Origin of the sequence: Bacillus norwichensis (assembly GCF_014836955.1) — a bacterium.
Taxonomy (GTDB): Bacteria; Bacillota; Bacilli; order Bacillales; family Bacillaceae_C; genus Siminovitchia; species Siminovitchia norwichensis.
Map to the genome: position 1 here is coordinate 76,423 of NZ_JACSPV010000013.1, position 20,729 is coordinate 97,151.

Consider the following 20,729-nt stretch of genomic DNA (forward strand, 5'->3'; position numbering starts at 1 on the left):
TTAATAAACGATGTAATACCAGATAGAAAATACCAAAAGTGGCAATATGCCGATTCCAAAAAGTAACCAATGATCAACTTTTCTTATGTCGTTTACTACATCATCTTCATCATTTACCCATTCATTAGCCTCTAGAAGTTCTTTTTTAATAGCAGCCATATATGCCTCCCCTTACCTAAATAATCTGAATATTAACTCCAAACAGATTGTATACGTAGTTTTAAGCATTCCTACTAAATGATAGCCCTTTCTTTTATGCAGAAAAAAAGTCACATAAAATATTCCTCCTTTAGTTCTATTTTCAATGTTGTTATTTTCTCAATAGATTCTAACTAACTTATATTAGTTAGTTGGAATTATTAGTGATGTACGATAGAGTATATCACTATGTTTTTTACTTGTAAACTAACTATTATTAGTTAGTTATATCGGAAATAAAGAATTGATGAAATGACTAATTAACTATAACATCCGATTATACCGGGCTTTTTCATAAGAAAATCATGCGAATGTCATTTTTAAAAAAAGATTTAACTTTAATTTTTTTATATTTTTATGCCTAATGTTTGTTAGGAAGAGCAATATTATTTATAATAAGTGAAGAGGAGGATCAATTGATGAGCCAAACAGTTAACAAGATAAAGAAAACAGCATTATTTTACATTTCTAAATATGGTTATGAAGGAACTACTCTTAAGGATATCGCTCAAAAAGTAGGTATTAAAACACCTTCCATTTATTCTCACTTCAATTCTAAGGAGCAACTTTTCCTTAGTATTATAAAAGATTTAAAATTAAAAGAACGTGAATCATTAATGAAACTTGTCTTAGAACTTAGGAAAAAACCGATTGATGAGGTCATTAGAGCTTTTTTTTATTTTTACACAGATTCAAATAATATTGCTTCTTGGCAAATTATTTTAAAGCAAATATTAATGCATCCCCCAGCTTCCCTACTTCAAATTTTAAGAAAGGACTTTGAAGAATTAGAAAAAGAAATTTCAATTCAATTATCCGAGTTTTTCCAGATTGGAAGAGAAGAAGGATGGATTAAAAATGAGGATACTGAACAACTGATTTCACTTTTTTTCACTCTCATTGATGGCTTATTAGTTGAACAAAATCTATATGATAGTGAAAAATATGAACAAAGAAGAGAAGAGGTTTGGAATTTATACCGAGATTTCATTTCGCAATAATTTTTATACAAGAACGATTTAAAGAGATTTTCTACAGTACTAATACTTTTATCAAGCAATAAGCCTCTCCATCTCCTTGGGAGAGGCCCTATTTAATTTCTTTTTAAACGCTTTAGGAAAGATCTTCCACTGAACCATTAATGCTTCCTACCAAGGAAGAGAAGATCTGCCTTTTTCCTCTCATTATGGTAACTGAAGTCTTCGCTTCCCCATATATTTCCGCTGTTAATTTATGAATTTCTATCATGACACCCGGTTCATTGATGACCACAAACATTCTGGAAGCCAAGATTGCAGCACCGTTCCTCTACAATTTCAATAAAACGAGTGGGCGGTGTGTTTCCATCTCTTTTAACGAATACGTTCATAAGTCACTACTGTTTCTTCAAGTAACAACTAGTTTATCAAACTCTTTGAGAAGAACGCCGAATATCAACGGTTAACGAATCAAATCGACCTTGTTATTCCACCATTCTCATTCTTGCCTATGTCAGCCAATTTTATCCCTCATTACATGACTCACCGCTCTATAATTATTTAGCTGACGAAGTTACACTGGCAGATATATTTACCCCGATGTCTTTCATGGAAATATAATATGCGGTAACATCTTCATCCTCGAAATGCTTTAAGCTTACTATAGCCAAAACTACAAAGGATGCAATTAGGCCTGGAACAATTTCATGCAAACCGAAAGGCCTGCCTGCGAAATCCTAAGCAAAAGCCAATAGTAAAGAAATAATATTTGGGTATCAAAAATCTCTTGCAGATGTTAATGTTTAATTAGATTTATCATTTCAAATGAAAAGCCACTATGGAATCGGGGGTATTCACTTTGAAACGGATATTTGTCTTGATTGCGGTTTCCGCAGCTGTATTGATTCTTGCTGGATATGGAGGATTCCAATATTTATCCAGCAAACAAGAGAAAGTAGATCTTGAAGTGAAGGAAAAGGCAACGGCTGTAGGTGTCACAGAAGAAGAATTCATCGAACAAACACAGAAAATTGAAGGAATAAGCTACGAGGTTGATCTTGATAGGAACTCCACCCAAGAAGAAGTGATTGACGTGATGCACAAAATGACGCATCAGAAGGTGAGAGCCGAGCAGAAATGGGGAGCGATTCCGATGATCCCTGAAACCATTAACGATGTTTTTGAAATCGTTTCTACAAGCAATTTTGACAGAAAAGAAAGTCTCCTTGACATCCTCGATAGATGGAAAAATGAAGACTTCTCCAAAGCCGATGAAGATCACAACTATTTTTGGACCTACCAAGGCGGTACAATTGGCAAGGCATTTGGAATCATGTCTCAAAGTGAGGAAGCAGAATTTATCAAAAACAATTTTAAAGACTAAAATGTTTTGAATTAACATGATAGACATAAAGCTGCTATGCGCAAAAACAACAGTCAACCTATGGGGGCAGCTCCTTTTTATACTAAATTTCCTTTCCGCGAGCAAGAACAGCTCATACTGCCAAAGATACGATTCTGAGATAAAGAGAGGAGCTGAATAAAAGTTGGTACGCCAATTTTTTTCTTACTATAAACCACACCGAAGATTATTTATTGTGGACTTTACCAGTGCGGTAATCGTTGCCATTCTCGAATTGGCCTTTCCAATCGCAGTGCAAAAATTTATTGACCAGCTACTTCCAACCGGGAACTGGTCCATGATTGTGACAGTCAGCTTTTTACTGCTGTTAGTCTACCTAGTAAGCACCTTTTTACATTATATCGTAGGGTATTTGGGCCATAAATTAGGCATTAATATCGAAACGGATATGCGTCAAGAGCTTTTTTATCATGTTCAAAAGCAATCTTTTCGATTTTTTGATAATACGAAGACTGGCAATATTATGAGCCGGATCAGTAATGACCTCTTTGAAATTGGGGAGCTTGCTCACCATGGTCCGGAAGATTTTTTCATCGCCATTATGACTTTTGTAGGTACTTTTTTAATCATGTTTTCAATAAATATGAAACTCGCATTGGTGACCATTTTCATCGTACCGTTTCTTGTTTGGGTCATCACCTTTTGCAACGTTCGCATGAACAGGGCCTGGGGACAGATGTACACGAAGATAGCCGATATCAATGCACGTGTTGAAGACAGTGTTTCCGGCGCCAGAGTTGTACAATCATTCACAAATGAACAATTTGAACAAAAGCGCTTTGATAAGAACAACAAGAATTTCCGCAAGGCAAAGTTGGCTGCCTATAAAGTGATGGCCTTTACCACATCCAACATTTATATGATGACACGATTTGTGACACTTGTCGTGTTGGTATTTGGAGCCTGGCTGACCTTCCAAAAACAGCTGTCATATGGGGAATTAGTCAGCTTTGTCCTGTATGTCAATGTATTGATGAAACCTGTTGACAAAATCAGTGCCTTAATGGAGCTTTATCCCCGTGGAATGGCGGGATTCAAACGATTTCTCGATTTAATTGCCCAACAACCGGACATTCAGGATAAAAAGAATGCCATCGTTGCCCCTGCTTTTCAAGGAAATATCCGGTTTAATGATGTCCACTTTCAATACGACCCGCAGCAACCTGTGCTGCAAGGGATCAATTTGTCCATTAGAGCAGGTGAGACCGTTGCCTTCGTAGGACCTTCGGGCGCTGGAAAATCGACGATTTGTTCATTGATCCCCCGTTTTTATGATGTCAATCATGGGGAAATCACCATCGATCATTTGGATATACGCGATGTCACTAAGCATTCTCTTCGATCACAAATCGGGATTGTCCAGCAAGACGTATTTCTGTTTGCAGGAACCATCCGAGATAATATTGCCTATGGGAACTTAAACGCAACCGATGAAGAAATTCATGAAGCGGCAAAACGAGCCCATTTGGAAACATTTATTCATACATTGCCGCAAAAGTATGAAACCGAGGTTGGTGAGAGGGGATTGAAACTGTCTGGAGGCCAGAAGCAACGTATCGCCATTGCCCGGACGTTTTTAAAAAATCCGCCAATCCTGATATTAGACGAGGCGACTTCCGCCCTTGATACAGAATCAGAAAAAATCATTCAGAGCGCTTTGAATGAACTAGCCCAAAACCGAACAACATTGATTATCGCCCACCGGTTGGCGACCATCCGCAATGCGGACAGAATTGTCGTTGTCACCGAAAATGGCATTGCCGAACAAGGAAGCTATGACGAACTACTCCGCCTTGATGGCATATTTGCTAAGCTCCATCACATTCAATATGAACGAGTGTAAGAAATGTTCATTAAAGTGACCGTCGAAAAAATCAGTAGAAAATGATTTTCTCGGCGGTCATAGTCAATTCGGGGATACGAGGAGCCTGCTTTCATATTTGAGGCTTTTTGAAAACCAGTATGCCATGCGGCTATCCCCCATCAATAATTGGCTTTGACGAAAACCTAGGATAGTGGAGATCTTTTACCGCATCGGTGACTGCTTTTAAAAATGGCACTTATGACGAGTATTTTTCACCATTGATGTCCACTCTTAATGGAAACAGCAAAGGACGAGTACTATCCCAACACCCGGCTTACACTGAATCGAATATTTTAAAAAGAACATTGGATGGACTTAATATGAATCAAGGTTGTTAAAGCTGATACTGGAAAGTAAATGGATATTAATCCACATTCAAATCTCCTCATTCTCACGGGATTTGTAAAGTTATTGGAGCAGGACATTAAGTCGCCTAAGGGGTTATAATATGGATAAATATGAGCTTTTTATACATACCCAAAAAACAGTTCCTTCTTGGACAATAAACGAGGTCGATGACTTTTTTCATTCGGAATTAGGAGCCTTATCAATACAATTATCAGACCCTGATCTGCAACCATTTTTAATCAAAGGAGAAATACCTTCCGAAGAAAAAATTTGTGGAATTTATGGCATTTATGACCAAGCAATCATTCAACTCCTTCAAGGAAAAATTACAAGTATTCACGAGATAAAGTTTTCTCAGTTATCTACAAAAAGAAAGTATGTCACAGATATAGATACAATACTTACCATCGGTTCGTTGGTTATTTTAGAAACAGATGACTTTATTAAAATATCTGGATGCTATATAGGTGGAAATATCGATCGTTTATACAATCTAGCGTCTTACTTTGCTGGACTTCCAGATATTAGTAAGACAAAATTTAAAGACTACATGATTGACGATTATCTCTATGCTTTAAATGATGTAAAAAGGATGGGTTTTTTCGATATTTAAGTTTTAGATTGGTTGATAAATTTGTCAAAGTTAAATGATCTGTGTCTCTATTTTAATACTTCTAACAGAGACACAGATTTTTTGAATTTACTAAATAAAGGAGATTTATAATTGCTATATTATGTAATCGATGCTTTTACAGAAACAAAATTTGGCGGGAATCCAGCAGGCGTAGTAATCCATGAAAATTTAGACGAAGAGTTTATGCAAAAATTTGCTGCAGAAGTTCGCTTTTCAGAAACAGCGTTTGTCAAAAAAATAGACAATAAAAATTTCGAAATAAAGTTTTTCACACCGACTTCGCAAGTTGAACTTTGTGGACATGCTACCATTGCCTCCTTCAAAGCTCTATTGGACAGCCATGCTATTGAAGACAACAATACTTATTTTATAAAAACACTCGCTGGAACACTTTCTGTTGAGGTGAATCAATCATTTATAATGATGGAGCAAGCTGAACCTAAGCTAGGGAAAGTATTTGATGATTATGATTATTTATCTGACCTTTTTAAAATTGATAAAAGCCAAATAGGGGATGTAAATTTTAATCTAGTACCTCAGGCGGCAAGCACTGGTCTTTGGGATATCATGCTTCCAATAAAAACAAAGGATGCTTTGTACGCTCTAAATCCCGATTTTAAAGCACTTGCTGAATTTACAAAGATCAATTTAGTGGGAGGAGTCCATGCATTTACGCTTGATACAAAAGAAGGTATAGCAGAAAGTAGAAATTTTTGCCCACTTTATGGTATTGATGAAGAAGCTGCAACAGGTACTTCGAATGGTGCCTTAACCTATTATCTTTTTCATAACCACGTATTAACTAAGTTTAATCAAGAGTACTCTTTCCTACAGGGTTATAGTATGCACAGACCTTCTAATATCATTACAAAATTAATAAATAAAAATAATCCAAGAGTTGTGGTAGGAGGAAAAGCAATGATACTGACGAAAGGTAAACTATACTAAGCAGCATCTACAAAATTTAGTAGCTTTATATTACGAACGGCACTATTGCAAGTTGGTAGGATGCTAGATTTAGATTACAAATCGGTGAATATGAGGTCCCTGCCACGCCCTTACGCAAACACAAAATCCGACAGAGAAGAACGAATTGTTCTCTCTGCCGGATCCATATAAAAGGGGGTAATTGATATATGGCTTTTTCAACTGTTGAGCAATTTTATCCAGCCTTGACACGCTGAACAAAACCTTTAGAGATTAAAACGCTTCTTCAACACTTTTGATCATTGCTTTAATAGATTGTAGTCCTCCACCAGAAAGATACCAGTAGTCTGCATCCAAGTAGATAATTTTTCCATCTTCATACGCTTTTGTCTTTTTCACTAGATCATTTTCGATTGCGTCTTTTGCTGGTGCCTCATCGTCGCCAACTGCTGCACCTCGGTCAATAACAAACAGAATGTCAGGATTTGTTTCTAGAATATATTCGAAAGAAATTCCTTGTCCGTGTGTGGACACTTCGATATTTTCATCAGCTTCTTTAAATCCTAGAACATCATGGATCCAACCGAATCTTGATTTAGATCCATAAGCGCTCACTTTACCTTCATTGGCCAAAACGATAAGCGCTTTTTTATCCATAGACCCTGCTTTTTCATTTACATCTGAAATTTGCTTCTCGACATCTTCCAACTCAGCTTTGACTTGGTCTTCCTTACCAAAAATTTCACCGATTGTATTCATGTTTTTCTCAAAGGATTCCATATAACTATTAGTATCGACTCCCATATATACAGTAGGAGCAATTTCTGCAAATTGGTCATACAAATCAGCTTGGCGTCCAGAAATGAAGATGACATCTGGCTTTATTTCATTGATTGCCTCAAAATCCGGCTCTTTCAAGCTACCAACGTTTGTATATTCTTCTCCTGTATATTTTTCAAGATAAGCAGGGAGTGTTGCTTGCGGTAATCCAGTTACCTTGATTCCCAATTCATCTAATGTATCCAACACACCAAAATCGAAGACAACAATCTTTTCAGGATTTTTCTTGATTGTTGCATTACCATATTCATGACTGATGGTTACTTCTTCCGCCTGCTTCTCCGGCTCTTTCTTCTCTTTCTCCCCACTGTTTTCGCCTGTTTCCTTGGAACCACAAGCTGCAAAAACAACCGCCATCACCATAAGTATGATGAACAAAGTCCACTTTTTCATTGGTTGATTCTCCTTTAATCCGTTGAAATATGTAAAATGAAATCCGTATAAGGACCGCCAACAGACAATATGTCTGATGTCAAACTGCATATCTACTAATAACTAGTAGCCTTACATCCAAACTTAACCAGATAACATTTTCCAAGTTCACCTGCCCCATTTTAACGAAAATGATAATCGTTATCACCTGAGCTCGTATTTCATTATAGCATCACCCGAGAAAGAGTCAACAGATAAATGAGAATTCATCTCACTTAAACGGCATGAGCATCGTTAAAAAACGTTCGAACAGCGCTACTGCGCCACTAATTATTATGAAAATTAGTCATTTTGAATCATTTGGAAATAGGAAAAAAGTAGATTAGTAAAGTTTGCATATCTTCATTGTGGACATTCAGCGAATAAGATACTTTTAATAAAGCTTATTCATCAGAGTAGCGCTTTGAAAGCTTCGTCTTATGAGAATGAAATACTTCTTCCAAAGAAATGTTATATTTATTCGCAATTACCATAACGTTACCTAATACATCTCCCAACTCCTCTACCAACGCTTGTCTATTCTCTTCGAATGATTCTGTTGCCTCATCTGGCCGGTCTCTTCCAATTTCAAGGGCTCTTATAGCCCGTGCTACTTCTCCCGTTTCCTCTGCTAAAAAGCCGATTCGAATGAAAATATCTAATTCTGACCAGCCCCTATTCTTATAATAATCATCTACCCATTGTTGAAATTCATTAACATCCATTTTCCTCACTCCTAAAATTCCAGTTTGTTAAAGTTTAACAAAGCATCAGGATTTTTTGTAATGAAAAAGATAACTGCATTTTGCGGTTCCAGTAACGAGACATCTGAGGTTTATATAAAAAACTAGGAAAAGAACTAGCTAAGCGCAATATGACACTTGTTTATGGTAGAGCGGGTGTTGGTAATATGGGAGCCGCCGCAACTTTTTTAGAACAGAGAGAAATATCTCATGCATAAAATGTCCACTCTCGAAAATTTCGAAGAATGAAAGGCACCTATTTCAAGTTCACCCCCATTTGTGGATTAAACATAAAAACCCACCTTACAGTAATGTAAAGTGAGTCCATTTGTTGGCTAGTTTATTTGATATGTCGTGATAAACTTTTAATGTGTGCAAGTTTATTTTTTAAATTGGCGCGGTCCTGCTTCATTTGATTCATTCGATTGGTGATAACTTTCTTTCCATATTCTTTTGGGGCGGAGGCAATTAAAATAACATTTTCTTTATTACTCATTTACCAGACCTCCAAATAATGTTTTCACAAGGTAACAATATGTGTAGCCCTTTGATTCAAGTATAGCATTAAAGATATGCTCTTGATAAGTCTGAAGTTTATAATGATCCCATCCCCCTAATAATGGAAGATGAAAGCAAAAAACATATGACCCTGCCTTAAATAGAAAATAACATGTCTTTTTTTCGAGCGAATAATACAGTTTTTCATTCTTCTCATTGTCACGATAAGTTTGGACAACATAAGATGATAAATCATCGGAGGGAAAAATATCGGGTGTTGCAATGCCATCATATACTGTACAAATCATTTGAAAGAAGACTTTAAGAGATACAACTGGCCAGGCAATATTAGAGAACTGGAGAATTTTATTGAACGAATCATCACAATCAAACAGCATCTCCATGAAGACGTCCCCCTCACCATGATCAAGCATGCCTTTCAACCAAAATTAGAAGAAGACGCTATAACGGATGATTATATTCGAGTAAGGGTGAGAAGCTTACAAGAAATGGAAACGGAGATCTATGACCAGCTTCTCAAAAAATTCGACAACAACAAAACCATTGTTGCAAACAAGCTTGGCATCAGCCGGACAACCCTTTGGAAGAAAATCAAAGAGGTACCTTAGTGAAAAATGGAATAGGCCTCAATCCAAATGTTAACGGGTTGAGGCTTTTTTAATTCCTTTATATTCAATTTTAGGTAATAACAAAATATATTTACTCAATAAACCGCAGAATTGGCTCTTAGTCTCACATCAGCTTTGGTATTTTTTCATAGCACCAATTATGTACTTGATATAAAGAAAATAATGGCGGAGAACACAGAAGCCAAGCCTGCCAGATAACACCGTTTATAGGAATATGCCTTAAGAGGCAAAACTGATTCAACTTGTGTAGAACTAATTGAGTGTCAAATTTTTTGGCTGGCAAGCATCTTTTTACTCCATAGCCATACCAGGTCTGCTCATTCCTGACTTTTAACAGAGAACCGTTCCGGTGCAAAAGGGGTAAGCTCCTTTTTCGCCTTCTGACAGCCTTTAATGTACTCCTTCATTCGTATACCTGTAATAGGGCTTAACAAAATACCATTTCGGTAATGTCCGGTACATATATGCAAACCCTCGATAAACGGGTGAGAACCCATGACCGGCAAATGATCGGCCGCTTGAGGACGCACACCGGCCCAGGTTCGCTCGACTGCTCCATCTTGAAGCACGGGCAACAGGCGGGAAGCCCGCTTCAAAAGAGAGAGAATGCCACGAGCTGTTACAGACGTATCAAAGGAACCGGGAAGTGACGTTGCTCCGATTAGCATTTCTTTATTTCGCTTTGGGACAATATAACAGCCATCAACAGCAAAAACGGTTTTAACCGGTGCAGGGCCGGCCAAACGAATCGATAGGCATTCGCCTTTAACGGGAATGACCGGCAGGGAAAAGCCTGTTTCGTTCAAGAGACTGCTGCTCCACGCACCAGCCGCAACCAAAACTTGAGCTGCATGGAACCAGCCACTTGAGGTATCGATTCCAGTTATCTGATCTTGCTGAATCACGAGTCGACGAACTTTCGTTTCCTCGTACACATGTACGCCAGAATTCTTTGCCGCTCTCAAAAAAGCCTGAGCGAGCAGTGGAGCTTTTACTTGATGGTCCTTTTCTAGTAAAATCGCACCTGCTGTTCGTGACGTCATGCAAGGCTCGATTTCCGGCACTTCCTTCGGCTCAAGCCACTGAATGGATGGATCTTTTTCAGATAAAAAGCGAAATTGCCGGTGCAAATCATCCCGCTCCGATTCCGTGGCGGCTGTTTTTATTAAGCCAGCCGTTCGTAATTCAATATCGATGCCCGTTTCAAACAGCAATTCATCGCGAAGGGTGGGAAACATCATCCTGCTTTCCAGTGCCATTTTTAACAATGGATTCTCCCGCTCAAACTCGTTTTGCGCCCCCAGCATACCGCCAGCTGCCATAGAGGCCTTTCCGGCTTTACCTGCATCAAATATAGCCACACTTAAGCCTTCCTTAGCCAACCGATAGGCAATAGAACAGCCAATTACACCGCCGCCGATAATAATATGGTCATATGTTTTCAATATCTCCACTCCTTATGGGTCAATCAAATGCGCATTAGCGGATTTTCGCCCAGATTTTATCGAGCTTAACTCGATAAGTTCCTCTGAAAATCTGTGGCATCCGCCGGAGACTTCAACTTTATTTAGCGAGGTTTAAACCCCCATACCATTTACAGAAATGGAAGGGTTCTGCTGAATGAAGCTAAAGTGCTGAAGCAATTGAACAACAGTGCGAATCTGTAAACTTAGGAAATAAAAAAACGCCGCTTTCCTAAAAGAAAGCAGCGCTTCATGTAAACAGTGTATAACATACAATTGATTTACGTTTTGCCACTTCCCTCCGCCAGTACGAACTGGATCAGGTTCCAGGAGTCCCAAAGTCAAACACTTTGATCTCAGCCCTTTTCAAAGGCACCTCCAGTGGGTAAATTGTTCATTTTTTTCAGATTAACATACTACTAGAAAGTTGTCACTGGAATCTTTATATATCAACTTAGAAACGGAACAGGTAAGACCAATTCCAGTATCACCGTAAACTGGAAATTCCCGAAAACGGAACCGGCCTCTTGTCCGTTTGTTTAAAATAATAGCGAATCGCTTCAGCAATACGTCTTGATGCTTCCCCATCCCCGTATGGATTAACCGCTTTGGCCATTTTTTCATGGGCTGATGGATCTGTTAATAGTTCATTTGCCAATTGATAGATCGTCCTCTCTTGAAGTCCGGTTAGTTTCAAAGTCCCCGCTTCGATTCCTTCTGGACGCTCCGTCGTATCCCTTAATACCATGACAGGAACTCCCAATGACGGGGCTTCTTCTTGTACCCCGCCGGAATCACTGAGTATCAAATAGGCCTTATTCGCGAAGTTGTGAAAGACAACCACATCCAGCGGTTCGATTAAATGAATTCTGGGATCGTTTCCCAAAATCTCATTCGCAGTCTCCCGCACTGCAGGATTTAAGTGAACAGGATAGACCACTTGGACGTCAGGATGGTCCTCTGCCAGACGCTTGACGGCCCGAAATATATTTCTCATGGGTTCTCCCAGATTCTCCCGCCGGTGGGCCGTTAACAGAATGAGGCGGTCGTACCCGACTTTTTCAAGCACCGGGTGCGTATATTCATCCCTTACTGTTGTTTTCAGGGCATCTATGGCCGTATTTCCGGTAATAAAAATCGTTTCGTCTTTTTTTCCCTCTTCCAGTAAATTATTGGCGGATTGTTGGGTCGGAGAGAAATGCAGATCGGCCATCACGCCTGTCAACTGGCGATTCATTTCTTCCGGAAACGGGGAATATTTATTCCAGGTCCTTAATCCGGCTTCTACATGGCCAACTGGAACCTGATTGTAAAAAGCAGCCAAACTGGCCGCAAAAGTGGTTGTTGTATCGCCATGCACCAACACAATATCAGGCTGAGTTTTTTTCATAACCTCATCCAAACCCGTAAGTGCAGCCGTTGTCACCCCTGCAAGAGTTTGCCTGTCCTTCATAATGTTCAAGTCATAATCCGGCTGAATATCAAATATTTCCAGTACTTGATCCAGCATTTGCCGGTGCTGGGCCGTTACGGTCACGATCGTTTCAAAATCTTCCGGCCGTCTTTCCAGTTCCAATATAAGCGGAGCCATCTTGATGGCTTCAGGCCTTGTTCCGAAAATTGCCATGACTTTGATTTTGTTATTCAATGATGATCAGCCCCTTGTTTTATGTCACTAAAATATGTTCCATAATCGTACGTTATGAACAGGCTCTTTCAGAAATCATTTCCCTCCAATGTGTCAGGATACCATTGCCTTTTGATGGTCTTCAACAAACTCATTCAAAATTTGCTCATAATCCTGTTCAATCAGGATGCTTTTAAATTTGGCAAGCTCTTCATCCTCATAAACTATGTGATCCTGGTACAGCGCAAAAATTTTCTCTAGGACCATTACCGATGCGAAGGCCTCTTCTTCTCTAACGTTTTTTAATTTATTCAGGTACCAATTTTTAAAATAATAGTTAAATCGTTTCTCCATGTATTCCTCGAGTAAACCATGCTTTTCGAGGAATTTTTTTCTCGCATTCTCCAGCAGGTAATATTTTTCGAAAAAACGTTTCGTCACGGTATTCACAGTGGACCCCGAAACAGCAGCATAGTAAATGTGAATGGGTAAATTAATCACTTTTGTCCGGCGGGCGTGCAAAAGTAGCTCGTGAAAGAAGAGAGTATCTTGGCCCGCGGCACCGACGACCATTTCCAGGCCGTTGTTTACGATGACCTCTTTCCGCACGACTAAGGCTTGAATGCTCATGGCCTTAAATTGGCTGCTACTTAAATAGTGATGCACATTCCCAGAGATCACGCTGCTTCCATTATATTGAATGGCTGTCTGATAATAGTCAAACAGCATCTCATCATGAGCCAAGCGGACCATGTTGCCGACAGCCATATCATAGCGCCCGCCTTGCACTTCTTTATATAAGTGATAATATCCATCTTGAATCGCTTCATTATCCGGATCAAGATACGCGATATAATTCGCCGTGGCCAACTCGGCGCCTTTATTTCTTGGGCGCGACGCGCTGCCGCTGCCTCCCTCTTCAAAGAAAAAGGTTTTTACATTGGCATATTCATTTGCTATTCTTTTCACGAATCCGGGCGTATAACCGTCCGTCGATCCGTCATCCACCATGACAATTTCCATATCATCAAACATAGTGCTTCTCTTTAAGCTCAAAAAACATTTGTTAAGCAAGTGGTCCCCATTATTGTAAACAGGGACAATCACGGATAGTTTATATTCTTTTGGCTGAATGACCTTTTCAATTTTTTTGCTATAAAATTCAAATCTGTCGATGCTGTATCCATTTTCGATATGGACAGTTCCTTCCATTTTCAATAATGTGGATAAGGGGAAGGCGTCCTTCCAAAACACAGTTCTGTATTTATCTTTCATTTGATTCACATAATCATGTTCGGTGCCTTCCACCAGCTGATTGCCCTCATCATACGCATCCTTCGTAATATAGTCACAATTTGTATACTTAAATCCATTGATCATATCTTCCAGGTAAAACTCTCCGTACTCCTTATGGGAATCAAAAAAAGCCATGATATCATATTCTTTTAAGGTTTCTTCATTCACTTCATTTTCTGCAAAAAGCTTTTTATACGGATAAGTTTGCTTGTTAAATGCTGAACAAACTGCCTGTGTTTTTTCCTTCACGATCACCGCTGCTTTTCGATTCTTCGTTCCGGTCCTAAAGCCGATTTTTTCAAGCATTTCTTCTATTCGATGATAGCTCGTTTCTTTAGACATGACCCTTCGTATGCCCCAAACCTGATGTTGATAAACTTCTTCCTCCGTAAAGCTCTCAAAAACCGATTGAATTTCTTTTTCATTATGAATGGTGAACACATTCGGAAATTGATTGTTTACCCCGATACTGTAATTGGAAAGCAAATTGTTCCCCAAAGCCTGCACTTCATAAATCCTGTTGGCAAACATCGTATCACTGTATTTCACACTGTTCAGGTTAATAGTCCAGTCAAACAGTTTATAGAGTTTTTGTAAATATTGATGTTGGATCGAAGGGGAAACATACGGCAAATACTCTTCTGGGAAGAAAAATTGCTCCAATTTCAACTCAAAATTCCGATCAATAATTTTTAAATCTTTGCCTGCCTCCAATACGCCGTTAAACAACACTCTCGTCTCTTCCTGACGATCAGGGTATTTTTCATACCAAGAGCCTGCAAATAACACTTCTTTCCTTTTTGGAAATTTTCGCATGCCAATTGGGTGATGGTAGCTGGGATTGACGCCGAAACGAAGCAAAAACACATTCTCATTGCCGCAATCCGCTTTATAGCAGTCTATTTTTTCTTCCGCTGTTGTAAAGATATAATCACACTTTTGGGCAATTCCTAGAAAAACATGATAATTTACAGGGTCTTCCTTAGAGTAAAATACAATCTTCGTTCCTCTATCCCGGAAATAGTCGATGATTCTCTGCAAATCTTCCCTGTGCCTTCGGATGTTCGGATTTCCAAGCCCTTTCCATTTTGAATCGATTCCCTTCCACGTTGATACAACCAAAAGAACATCCAGATCTTCCCGTATCTCTTTATACCTTTCCCGCTCTATATAGATAAAGTTGGCGACTCCCTGAAAAGAATGAAATAAAAACTCATCACAAATAATTCCGATATTCGCTTTGATTTTTTCATAAAACCGGCTGCCGTTGCTATCCGGAATTTGATCCAGCAAAGGTTTGATCTCTTCGAAAAAGTGTTTGTCCGATACTTGATTCCTATAGGATAAATAGGCTCCTCTATCTTTTACACTGCCGATCGATGCATCTAGGAAATCATACTTGCTTTCATAGACAGCGCCGTATTGATCCATAAGCGTTTTCCGGTCTTCGTTGATTTCTTCTCTTATTTTCTTTTTTAAATGCTTTAATGTGGATATTCTTCTGTCAATCGCTGCTTCATCCACTTGATTTCCCCCCAAAAAGACTTCTGCGTTTTTTCCAATAATATAAAGCAAATTTTCCAAGCTTGGAGTTGCTGAGCGCTTGATACTTTCGCAATAATTCCTTGTAAGAAATGAGCAGCTTTTCCTCTCTCGAGTAAGCTGCTTCCAAATGTTCCTGCAAGTAAATATTTTTCATGATCCGGTCTATGCTGGCTTGCTTTTCCTGCTGCCATGCTTCTTCCATTGTTATCGGAGTGCTATTCAAATCCCGATGCAGCGGCCATGCCCTGGAAACTTTTTTAAAAACAGCACCTATCCCATTGCCGAAAAATTGCATCTCAATAATTTGGAGAGATTCCGTTTGAAACTGCCAGACTTCTGTTGCATAAAAAAGTTTCAATGAACGGTCTGATTCATAGGATACCGTTATGACAAGGCGGCCATCTTCATTTAACAATCCAAAAGCTTTTTCCACTAATTTCCGGGCACCCGTTCCATACTGGAAGATATTCCTTATAATCACGGAGTCAAATGTCTTATCTTCAACATCATCTGTCATCATATTGTTGCAGCTCCAGTCTGACGGGCCCTCATGATCAAGCAGTGGATTCACACATTGAACCGATTGTTCGGAGAGATCAATCCCGCTGTCTCTTTCCCCTTCCATAAAATTGGAATCCAATCCTTGGGAACATCCAATTTTTAAAATGAGACCGCCTTTCGATTTCTCACAAATCCAATTTTCGATAAGGTCGACATGCTCCTTTTTTTCCATATAATCAAAAGTGTTTTTCACGATATCAGACTCCCGGGTTTTCTTACTGTTGAAGACAGTATAGTCTTCCTTAATATAAGACCGAAAAAAGTATCTGCTTTGTTCAGCTTCGACGGACAGGATGTCCTAGTGCAAGCGAAGCGACAGGACGTCCTAGTACTGCCGGGAAAAACTCCTTCCAGCAGTACTATACGACACACGACTAACGTGTTCCCACCATGGTTTGCTTTTTGAAATGATAGAGATTGCCGAAATTGATATATTGAAAGACTTCCGAACGATTTTGAACGACATTTTTCGTGTCAAACATCCGTTTAGTTGCCATACCCGATAGTTGGGAAAAGTCCAGCTCCTTAAATTCATCGTGATCAGTTAGCACAACAATCAAGTCGGAATCGGCTGCCGCTTCCCGAATGTCTTTGGTAACAAGTCGGCTATTGACATGGGGATCATACGCTTTTACGCCGTATCTTCCCTCGAACTTCAGTCTTTCCAGCACTTCCATTGCCGGGCTTTTTCTCATGTCATCCACATTTCCTTTATAGGTCAAGCCGAACAATGTGATAATTTTTCCGTCCACCTTCTGCATTAAAGCATTAATGTTCTCTACTACAAAGGCCGGCATGGAGGTGTTCACACTGCGTGCCATTTGAATGATTTTGGCCGTTTCAGGCGCTTTGGAAACAATGAAATAGGGATCTACGGCAAGGCAGTGTCCTCCGACACCGGGACCCGGGTGATGAAGATTCACTCTCGGATGTTTATTTGCCATTTGAATGACATCTAAAGCATTAATTTCCAATTGATCGCAAACCTTGGTCAGCTCGTTCGCCAATGCGATATTGACATCACGGAAGGTGTTCTCCATCAGCTTGGACATTTCAGCCGTTTTGGCATTCGTCCTGATCATTTCACCTTGGACAAATATGGAATAGACTCTCACACCGGCTTCGGTACAATCCGGTGTGATGCCGCCGATAATCCGGTTGTTGTAAATGAGTTCGTGCATAATTTGACCTGGAAGAACCCTTTCCGGACAATGAACGAGGAAAAGGTCTCTCCCTACAACAAATCCGGCAGCTTCAATGACCGGTTTGATATGATCATCCATGCTTCTGGGAGAAATCGTCGATTCCACAATCACGGTATTTCCTTTTTCCATGCAAGGAAGGATACGGTTCAATGCGTCCAATACATAGGTCAAATCGCATGATTGGTGTGGATCGCGCAAGTTGGGAGTCGGAACGGATATAATGAAAGCATCTGCTTTTTCCGGTTTCAGTGAAGCTTTAAACATCCCTTTTTCAATGACCTCAAGCAATGCTTCCCTTAACCCCGGTTCTTCGATGTGGATTTCACCTGAATTCAGCTTGGTGACAACATCTTTTTTCACATCCACTCCAACCACTTCCGCACCATGACGCGCAAACATGATGGATGTCGGCAATCCTATATATCCCAATCCCATTACACATACCTTCATTTGAATTCCTCCAATTTTATGAAAATAGCAGATTACTGTTCATAGTACGGAAATTACTATCCAGAATATAAATTTACTGTCCGCGCTAGAGAATACTGTCTAAAATATGAATTTACTGTCCGTTTCCGGCGATTACTGTCCAAAATACGGATTTACTGTCCGCGGCTAGAGAATACTATCCAAAATATGAATTTACTGTCCGTTTCCGGCGAATACTATCCAGAATACGAACTTACTGTCCGCGGCTAGAGAATACTATCCAAAATATGAATTTACTGTCCGTTTCCAGCGAATACTATCCGGAATACGGATTTACTGTCCGCGGCTAGAGAATACTGTCCAAAATATGAATTTACTGTCCGTTTCCGGCGATTACTGTCCAGAATACGGATTTACTGTCCGTTTCCGGCGGATACTGTCCAGAACTCGAAATTACTATCCGTGACTGGAAATTCTGTTGCACATGTTTCATTTTGATTCTGTATACACCGAAAATCTTTTGTTCAAGTTATCTAGTTTGCGATTAAATAGTCATATACGGATAAAAAGTTTCTTTGCTCCTGCTCCCAATTGTATTTTTGTCTTGCCCCTATACAATTGTTCGCAAGCTTGCGATATAAAGCTTGATTTTCCAGCAGCTCGTTGACGGCCCTGGCAATCTCTGTCTCACTGTGCGAGTCGATACATAATCCGACTTGTTCCCCTTCTACAATTCTTTTAATCTCCGGGAAATCGCAAGCCACCACAGGCACGCCTGCCATCAAGTATTCAAATAATTTATTGGATGATGCGGAATAATGGTTAAAGCAAACGTTATTCAGCACCTGAAACCCGAGATAAGCGTTTCTCGTATATTTGGGCAATTCTTCCAACGGTACTTTAGGCAAAAATTTCACCTTTTCTTCCAAACTCATCTCTTGTACCAGTTGGATCAGGTCCGGTTTGAGCCTGCCATCACCAATGAGTACAAGCGTCCCTTCCTTGAACAGGGGGGCCGATTTAATGAGTTTATCCAGTCCCCGTCCTGTTTGAATGCCTCCCTGGTACAGCAGAATCTTTTCACCTTTCGGCAATCCCAATTGTTCGTGCAATGGCGCTTTTTCCGCCGATTTCTGTATTTCTCTAAAAGGGTAATTATGAACCACGTTTGGATAAAAGCCGTAAAGAGTTTCGCTATATTCAGCCCTTGTGTGATTTTCTACGATCATGGTGTTTATTTTTCGAATGAAAAAGCTCTCCATCTTTCCATACAGCGCCGAGTCATAACCCGTTCTGCTCGTTTGGACTTCGTGGGAATCATACACTAGCTTTTTCTTGCGAAATCTCCATTTTGCACAAATATATCCTTGAGAAAGGGTATTTAAATCATTTGAATGATAAATATCATAATCTTTTTTAAAACCGTGATAAGTCATTCTTAAAAAGATGCCCCCCCTCAACCAGAGCGTTCGAATTTTTTTCTGCATGAGCAATACTAATAGACAGAACAAAATGAGAGTAATGTAAGGCGCATAAAACAATAAAGCACCACCCACAGCCAATAAGGGAATGAGCATCATTTTATTTTGCCGAACAAGCCGGATCCCTTTTTGGAAAAGGTCCCAGACAACTGGATATCTTCTCACACGATAGACATGAAAATGAGGGCTTCTTTCCTCATATCGAGGCAATCCCTTTTCATTCGGATCATGGATGCAAATGAGATCCACTTTATAACCATTTGTCGACAGTGCCGTACACTCTCTCAACACACGGGCATCATTCGTGAAATGATTCCATACAAACATACAAACTTTTTTCTTCATATTTCCATCCCGGCCTTATCCATTTACTTTTCAATGCAATCGACAAGCGTCTCAATATTTTTCTCCCATATAAAAGATTTACTGATATAGGCTTCGCCATTTCTTGACATTTCCTGGCGCAGTTCTTTGCTTTTCAATAAATAGATGATGTTATGAAACAGATCGGCTGCTGACCCGCCCTCACTGACCAAACCTACTTTTTCCTGTTCTATCAATGATTTGGAAAATCCCGAGACAGAGCCGACGATTGGAACTTTGCAAGTCATATAATCTATCACTTTTCCGGGAAGCACCGTGTGAAACACGTCCTTCTGTTTTAATGTAACGATGGCTACATCTGATTGCCCGATTAGGTTTAAACATTTCTTGCGTGTTGTAGGTGATAAAAAGGAGATGTTCTTTAAACCGTTCTGCTGTGCAAATTCGTAAAATTGATTTTTTTCGACCCCGTAACCGATCACCGTAAGGCCGATATCATTTTCCGAAAGTTTGACAGCTAGCTCTTTTAACAAGGAAACATCTTGCGCCCGCCCCAAATTCCCTGCATAAATCACCTGATTACGCGCCTTTTCAACGGTTTGACTTGCCATTTCACATTGGCGTGCTGCATTGGGCAAATACACAATCTCCGCTGAAACAGGCCCCAGCTGTTTTTTTATATAATCTTGAAAACCAAGACTATTGATGATGATAAAGTCGGCTTTTCGGTAAAGGATTCTTTCAATCATGGAAAATATATACATGATAAAGGGATGATGAAACACTCCCACACCTTTCAATGATTCAGGCCACAAATCTCGTATATCCAAAATAAGCTTGTTTTTAAATTTCCATTTTGCCAATAGCCCCGCAAGAGCCACAAAGATCGGCGGAGACGACACAAAAATCACATCATACTGCTGCCGGTCTTTCAGGATGGCGAAAATCATCCTCCACATCATTTCCAGATAATAAAATAAGCGGCTCACGGAATTCCCGGAATATTTGCGACTTCTGATTGGGATACGGGTAATATGCCGATCATTGTTTAAATCTTCATCATCCCAAAAAGAAGCATCCTCATATGTTTTTTTATTCGGGTAGGATGGCTCCGTCGTCAGCACTTGAACCAAATAACCCTTGTTTTTGAGGAGTTCATAGATATTTTTCATCCTGTTCGCGGCACTGCCAATCTCCGGATAAAAATTTTGAGAAATCAAGAGTACCTTTTTCATCTCTCACTTTCCTTCTCAGCTATTTTATTTTCGAAAGAGTTTCCGGATTA

At 39.6% G+C, this 20,729-nt stretch carries 19 protein-coding genes and 1 riboswitch; of the genes, 6 read left to right on the plus strand and 13 right to left on the minus strand.

Going from position 1 to position 20,729, the window contains the following annotated elements:
• A complete protein-coding gene (locus H9631_RS09840; protein WP_191812283.1) occupies positions 1-159 on the minus strand; it encodes a hypothetical protein in 159 nt (52 codons plus the stop codon).
• A 458-nt stretch (positions 160-617) separates the two neighbouring features.
• Here H9631_RS09840 and H9631_RS09845 point away from each other — a divergent pair, with 458 nt between their 5' ends.
• On the plus strand, positions 618-1,199 hold the full coding sequence (locus H9631_RS09845; protein ID WP_191812285.1) for a TetR/AcrR family transcriptional regulator: 582 nt from the start codon (positions 618-620) through the stop codon (positions 1,197-1,199).
• Positions 1,200-1,311: 112 nt separating this feature from the next.
• Here H9631_RS09845 and H9631_RS09850 read toward each other — a convergent pair whose 3' ends face one another.
• Positions 1,312-1,488, minus strand: coding sequence for a hypothetical protein (locus tag H9631_RS09850; protein WP_191812287.1), 177 nt, complete (start codon positions 1,486-1,488; stop codon positions 1,312-1,314).
• Between the two features lie 546 nt (positions 1,489-2,034).
• Here H9631_RS09850 and H9631_RS09855 point away from each other — a divergent pair.
• The 4 genes from H9631_RS09855 to H9631_RS09870 all read left to right on the plus strand — a co-directional run bounded on the left by H9631_RS09855 (position 2,035) and on the right by H9631_RS09870 (position 6,392).
• Positions 2,035-2,559, plus strand: a complete 525-nt coding sequence (locus H9631_RS09855; RefSeq protein WP_191812289.1) for a DUF6241 domain-containing protein — start codon at positions 2,035-2,037, stop codon at positions 2,557-2,559.
• A gap of 163 nt (positions 2,560-2,722) precedes the next feature.
• The gene (locus H9631_RS09860) at positions 2,723-4,441 is read left to right on the plus strand and encodes an ABC transporter ATP-binding protein (RefSeq protein ID WP_191812291.1); all 1,719 of its coding nucleotides are present in this window, start codon (positions 2,723-2,725) and stop codon (positions 4,439-4,441) included.
• 469 nt (positions 4,442-4,910) lie between these two features.
• A complete protein-coding gene (locus tag H9631_RS09865; RefSeq protein WP_191812293.1) occupies positions 4,911-5,423 on the plus strand; it encodes a hypothetical protein in 513 nt (170 codons plus the stop codon).
• 111 nt (positions 5,424-5,534) lie between these two features.
• The gene (locus H9631_RS09870) at positions 5,535-6,392 is read left to right on the plus strand and encodes a PhzF family phenazine biosynthesis protein (RefSeq protein ID WP_191812295.1); all 858 of its coding nucleotides are present in this window, start codon (positions 5,535-5,537) and stop codon (positions 6,390-6,392) included.
• A gap of 252 nt (positions 6,393-6,644) precedes the next feature.
• Here the strand turns inward: H9631_RS09870 and H9631_RS09875 are convergent, their stop codons facing one another.
• The 4 genes from H9631_RS09875 to H9631_RS09890 form a co-directional block, all read right to left on the minus strand.
• On the minus strand, positions 6,645-7,604 hold the full coding sequence (locus tag H9631_RS09875) for a siderophore ABC transporter substrate-binding protein (RefSeq protein WP_191812297.1): 960 nt from the start codon (positions 7,602-7,604) through the stop codon (positions 6,645-6,647).
• A 422-nt stretch (positions 7,605-8,026) separates the two neighbouring features.
• Complete coding sequence (locus H9631_RS09880; RefSeq protein WP_191812299.1) at positions 8,027-8,347, minus strand: MazG nucleotide pyrophosphohydrolase domain-containing protein; 321 nt, start codon at positions 8,345-8,347, stop codon at positions 8,027-8,029.
• Between the two features lie 358 nt (positions 8,348-8,705).
• Positions 8,706-8,861 (minus strand): hypothetical protein, encoded by a 156-nt coding sequence (locus H9631_RS09885; protein WP_191812301.1) that lies wholly within the window; start codon positions 8,859-8,861, stop codon positions 8,706-8,708.
• Positions 8,854-9,267, minus strand: a complete 414-nt coding sequence (locus H9631_RS09890) for a hypothetical protein (protein WP_191812303.1) — start codon at positions 9,265-9,267, stop codon at positions 8,854-8,856. Before H9631_RS09890 ends, H9631_RS09885 begins: the two co-directional genes overlap by 8 nt.
• On the opposite strand from H9631_RS09890, the gene H9631_RS22970 reads away from it, so the two are divergent.
• Positions 9,172-9,492, plus strand: coding sequence for a helix-turn-helix domain-containing protein (locus tag H9631_RS22970; RefSeq protein ID WP_449727653.1), 321 nt, complete (start codon positions 9,172-9,174; stop codon positions 9,490-9,492). The two genes, H9631_RS09890 and H9631_RS22970, sit on opposite strands and share 96 nt — an antisense overlap.
• A gap of 338 nt (positions 9,493-9,830) precedes the next feature.
• On the opposite strand, the gene thiO is transcribed toward H9631_RS22970, so the two are convergent.
• The 7 genes from thiO to H9631_RS09930 form a co-directional block, all read right to left on the minus strand.
• Positions 9,831-10,958: a glycine oxidase ThiO gene (thiO, locus tag H9631_RS09900; RefSeq protein WP_191812306.1), complete on the minus strand. Its 1,128-nt coding sequence runs from the start codon at positions 10,956-10,958 to the stop codon at positions 9,831-9,833.
• Between the two features lie 297 nt (positions 10,959-11,255).
• Positions 11,256-11,366: riboswitch (TPP riboswitch) on the minus strand.
• A 97-nt stretch (positions 11,367-11,463) separates the two neighbouring features.
• Entirely contained in the window at positions 11,464-12,624 is a 1,161-nt protein-coding gene (wecB, locus tag H9631_RS09905; protein WP_318246794.1) for a non-hydrolyzing UDP-N-acetylglucosamine 2-epimerase, read from the minus strand.
• A gap of 93 nt (positions 12,625-12,717) precedes the next feature.
• Positions 12,718-15,423 carry a glycosyltransferase gene (locus tag H9631_RS22700; RefSeq protein WP_191812307.1) on the minus strand — a complete coding sequence of 902 codons (2,706 nt, stop codon included), beginning with the start codon at positions 15,421-15,423 and terminating at the stop codon, positions 12,718-12,720.
• Positions 15,416-16,198, minus strand: a complete 783-nt coding sequence (locus H9631_RS09915) for a class I SAM-dependent methyltransferase (RefSeq protein ID WP_191812308.1) — start codon at positions 16,196-16,198, stop codon at positions 15,416-15,418. Before H9631_RS09915 ends, H9631_RS22700 begins: the two co-directional genes overlap by 8 nt.
• 181 nt (positions 16,199-16,379) lie before the next feature.
• Positions 16,380-17,660, minus strand: a complete 1,281-nt coding sequence (locus H9631_RS09920) for a nucleotide sugar dehydrogenase (RefSeq protein ID WP_191812310.1) — start codon at positions 17,658-17,660, stop codon at positions 16,380-16,382.
• Positions 17,661-18,172: 512 nt separating this feature from the next.
• The gene (locus H9631_RS09925; protein ID WP_191812312.1) at positions 18,173-19,465 is read right to left on the minus strand and encodes a glycosyltransferase; all 1,293 of its coding nucleotides are present in this window, start codon (positions 19,463-19,465) and stop codon (positions 18,173-18,175) included.
• A 23-nt stretch (positions 19,466-19,488) separates the two neighbouring features.
• Positions 19,489-20,679 carry a glycosyltransferase family 4 protein gene (locus tag H9631_RS09930; RefSeq protein WP_191812314.1) on the minus strand — a complete coding sequence of 397 codons (1,191 nt, stop codon included), beginning with the start codon at positions 20,677-20,679 and terminating at the stop codon, positions 19,489-19,491.
• Between the last annotated feature and the right edge of the window lie 50 nt (positions 20,680-20,729).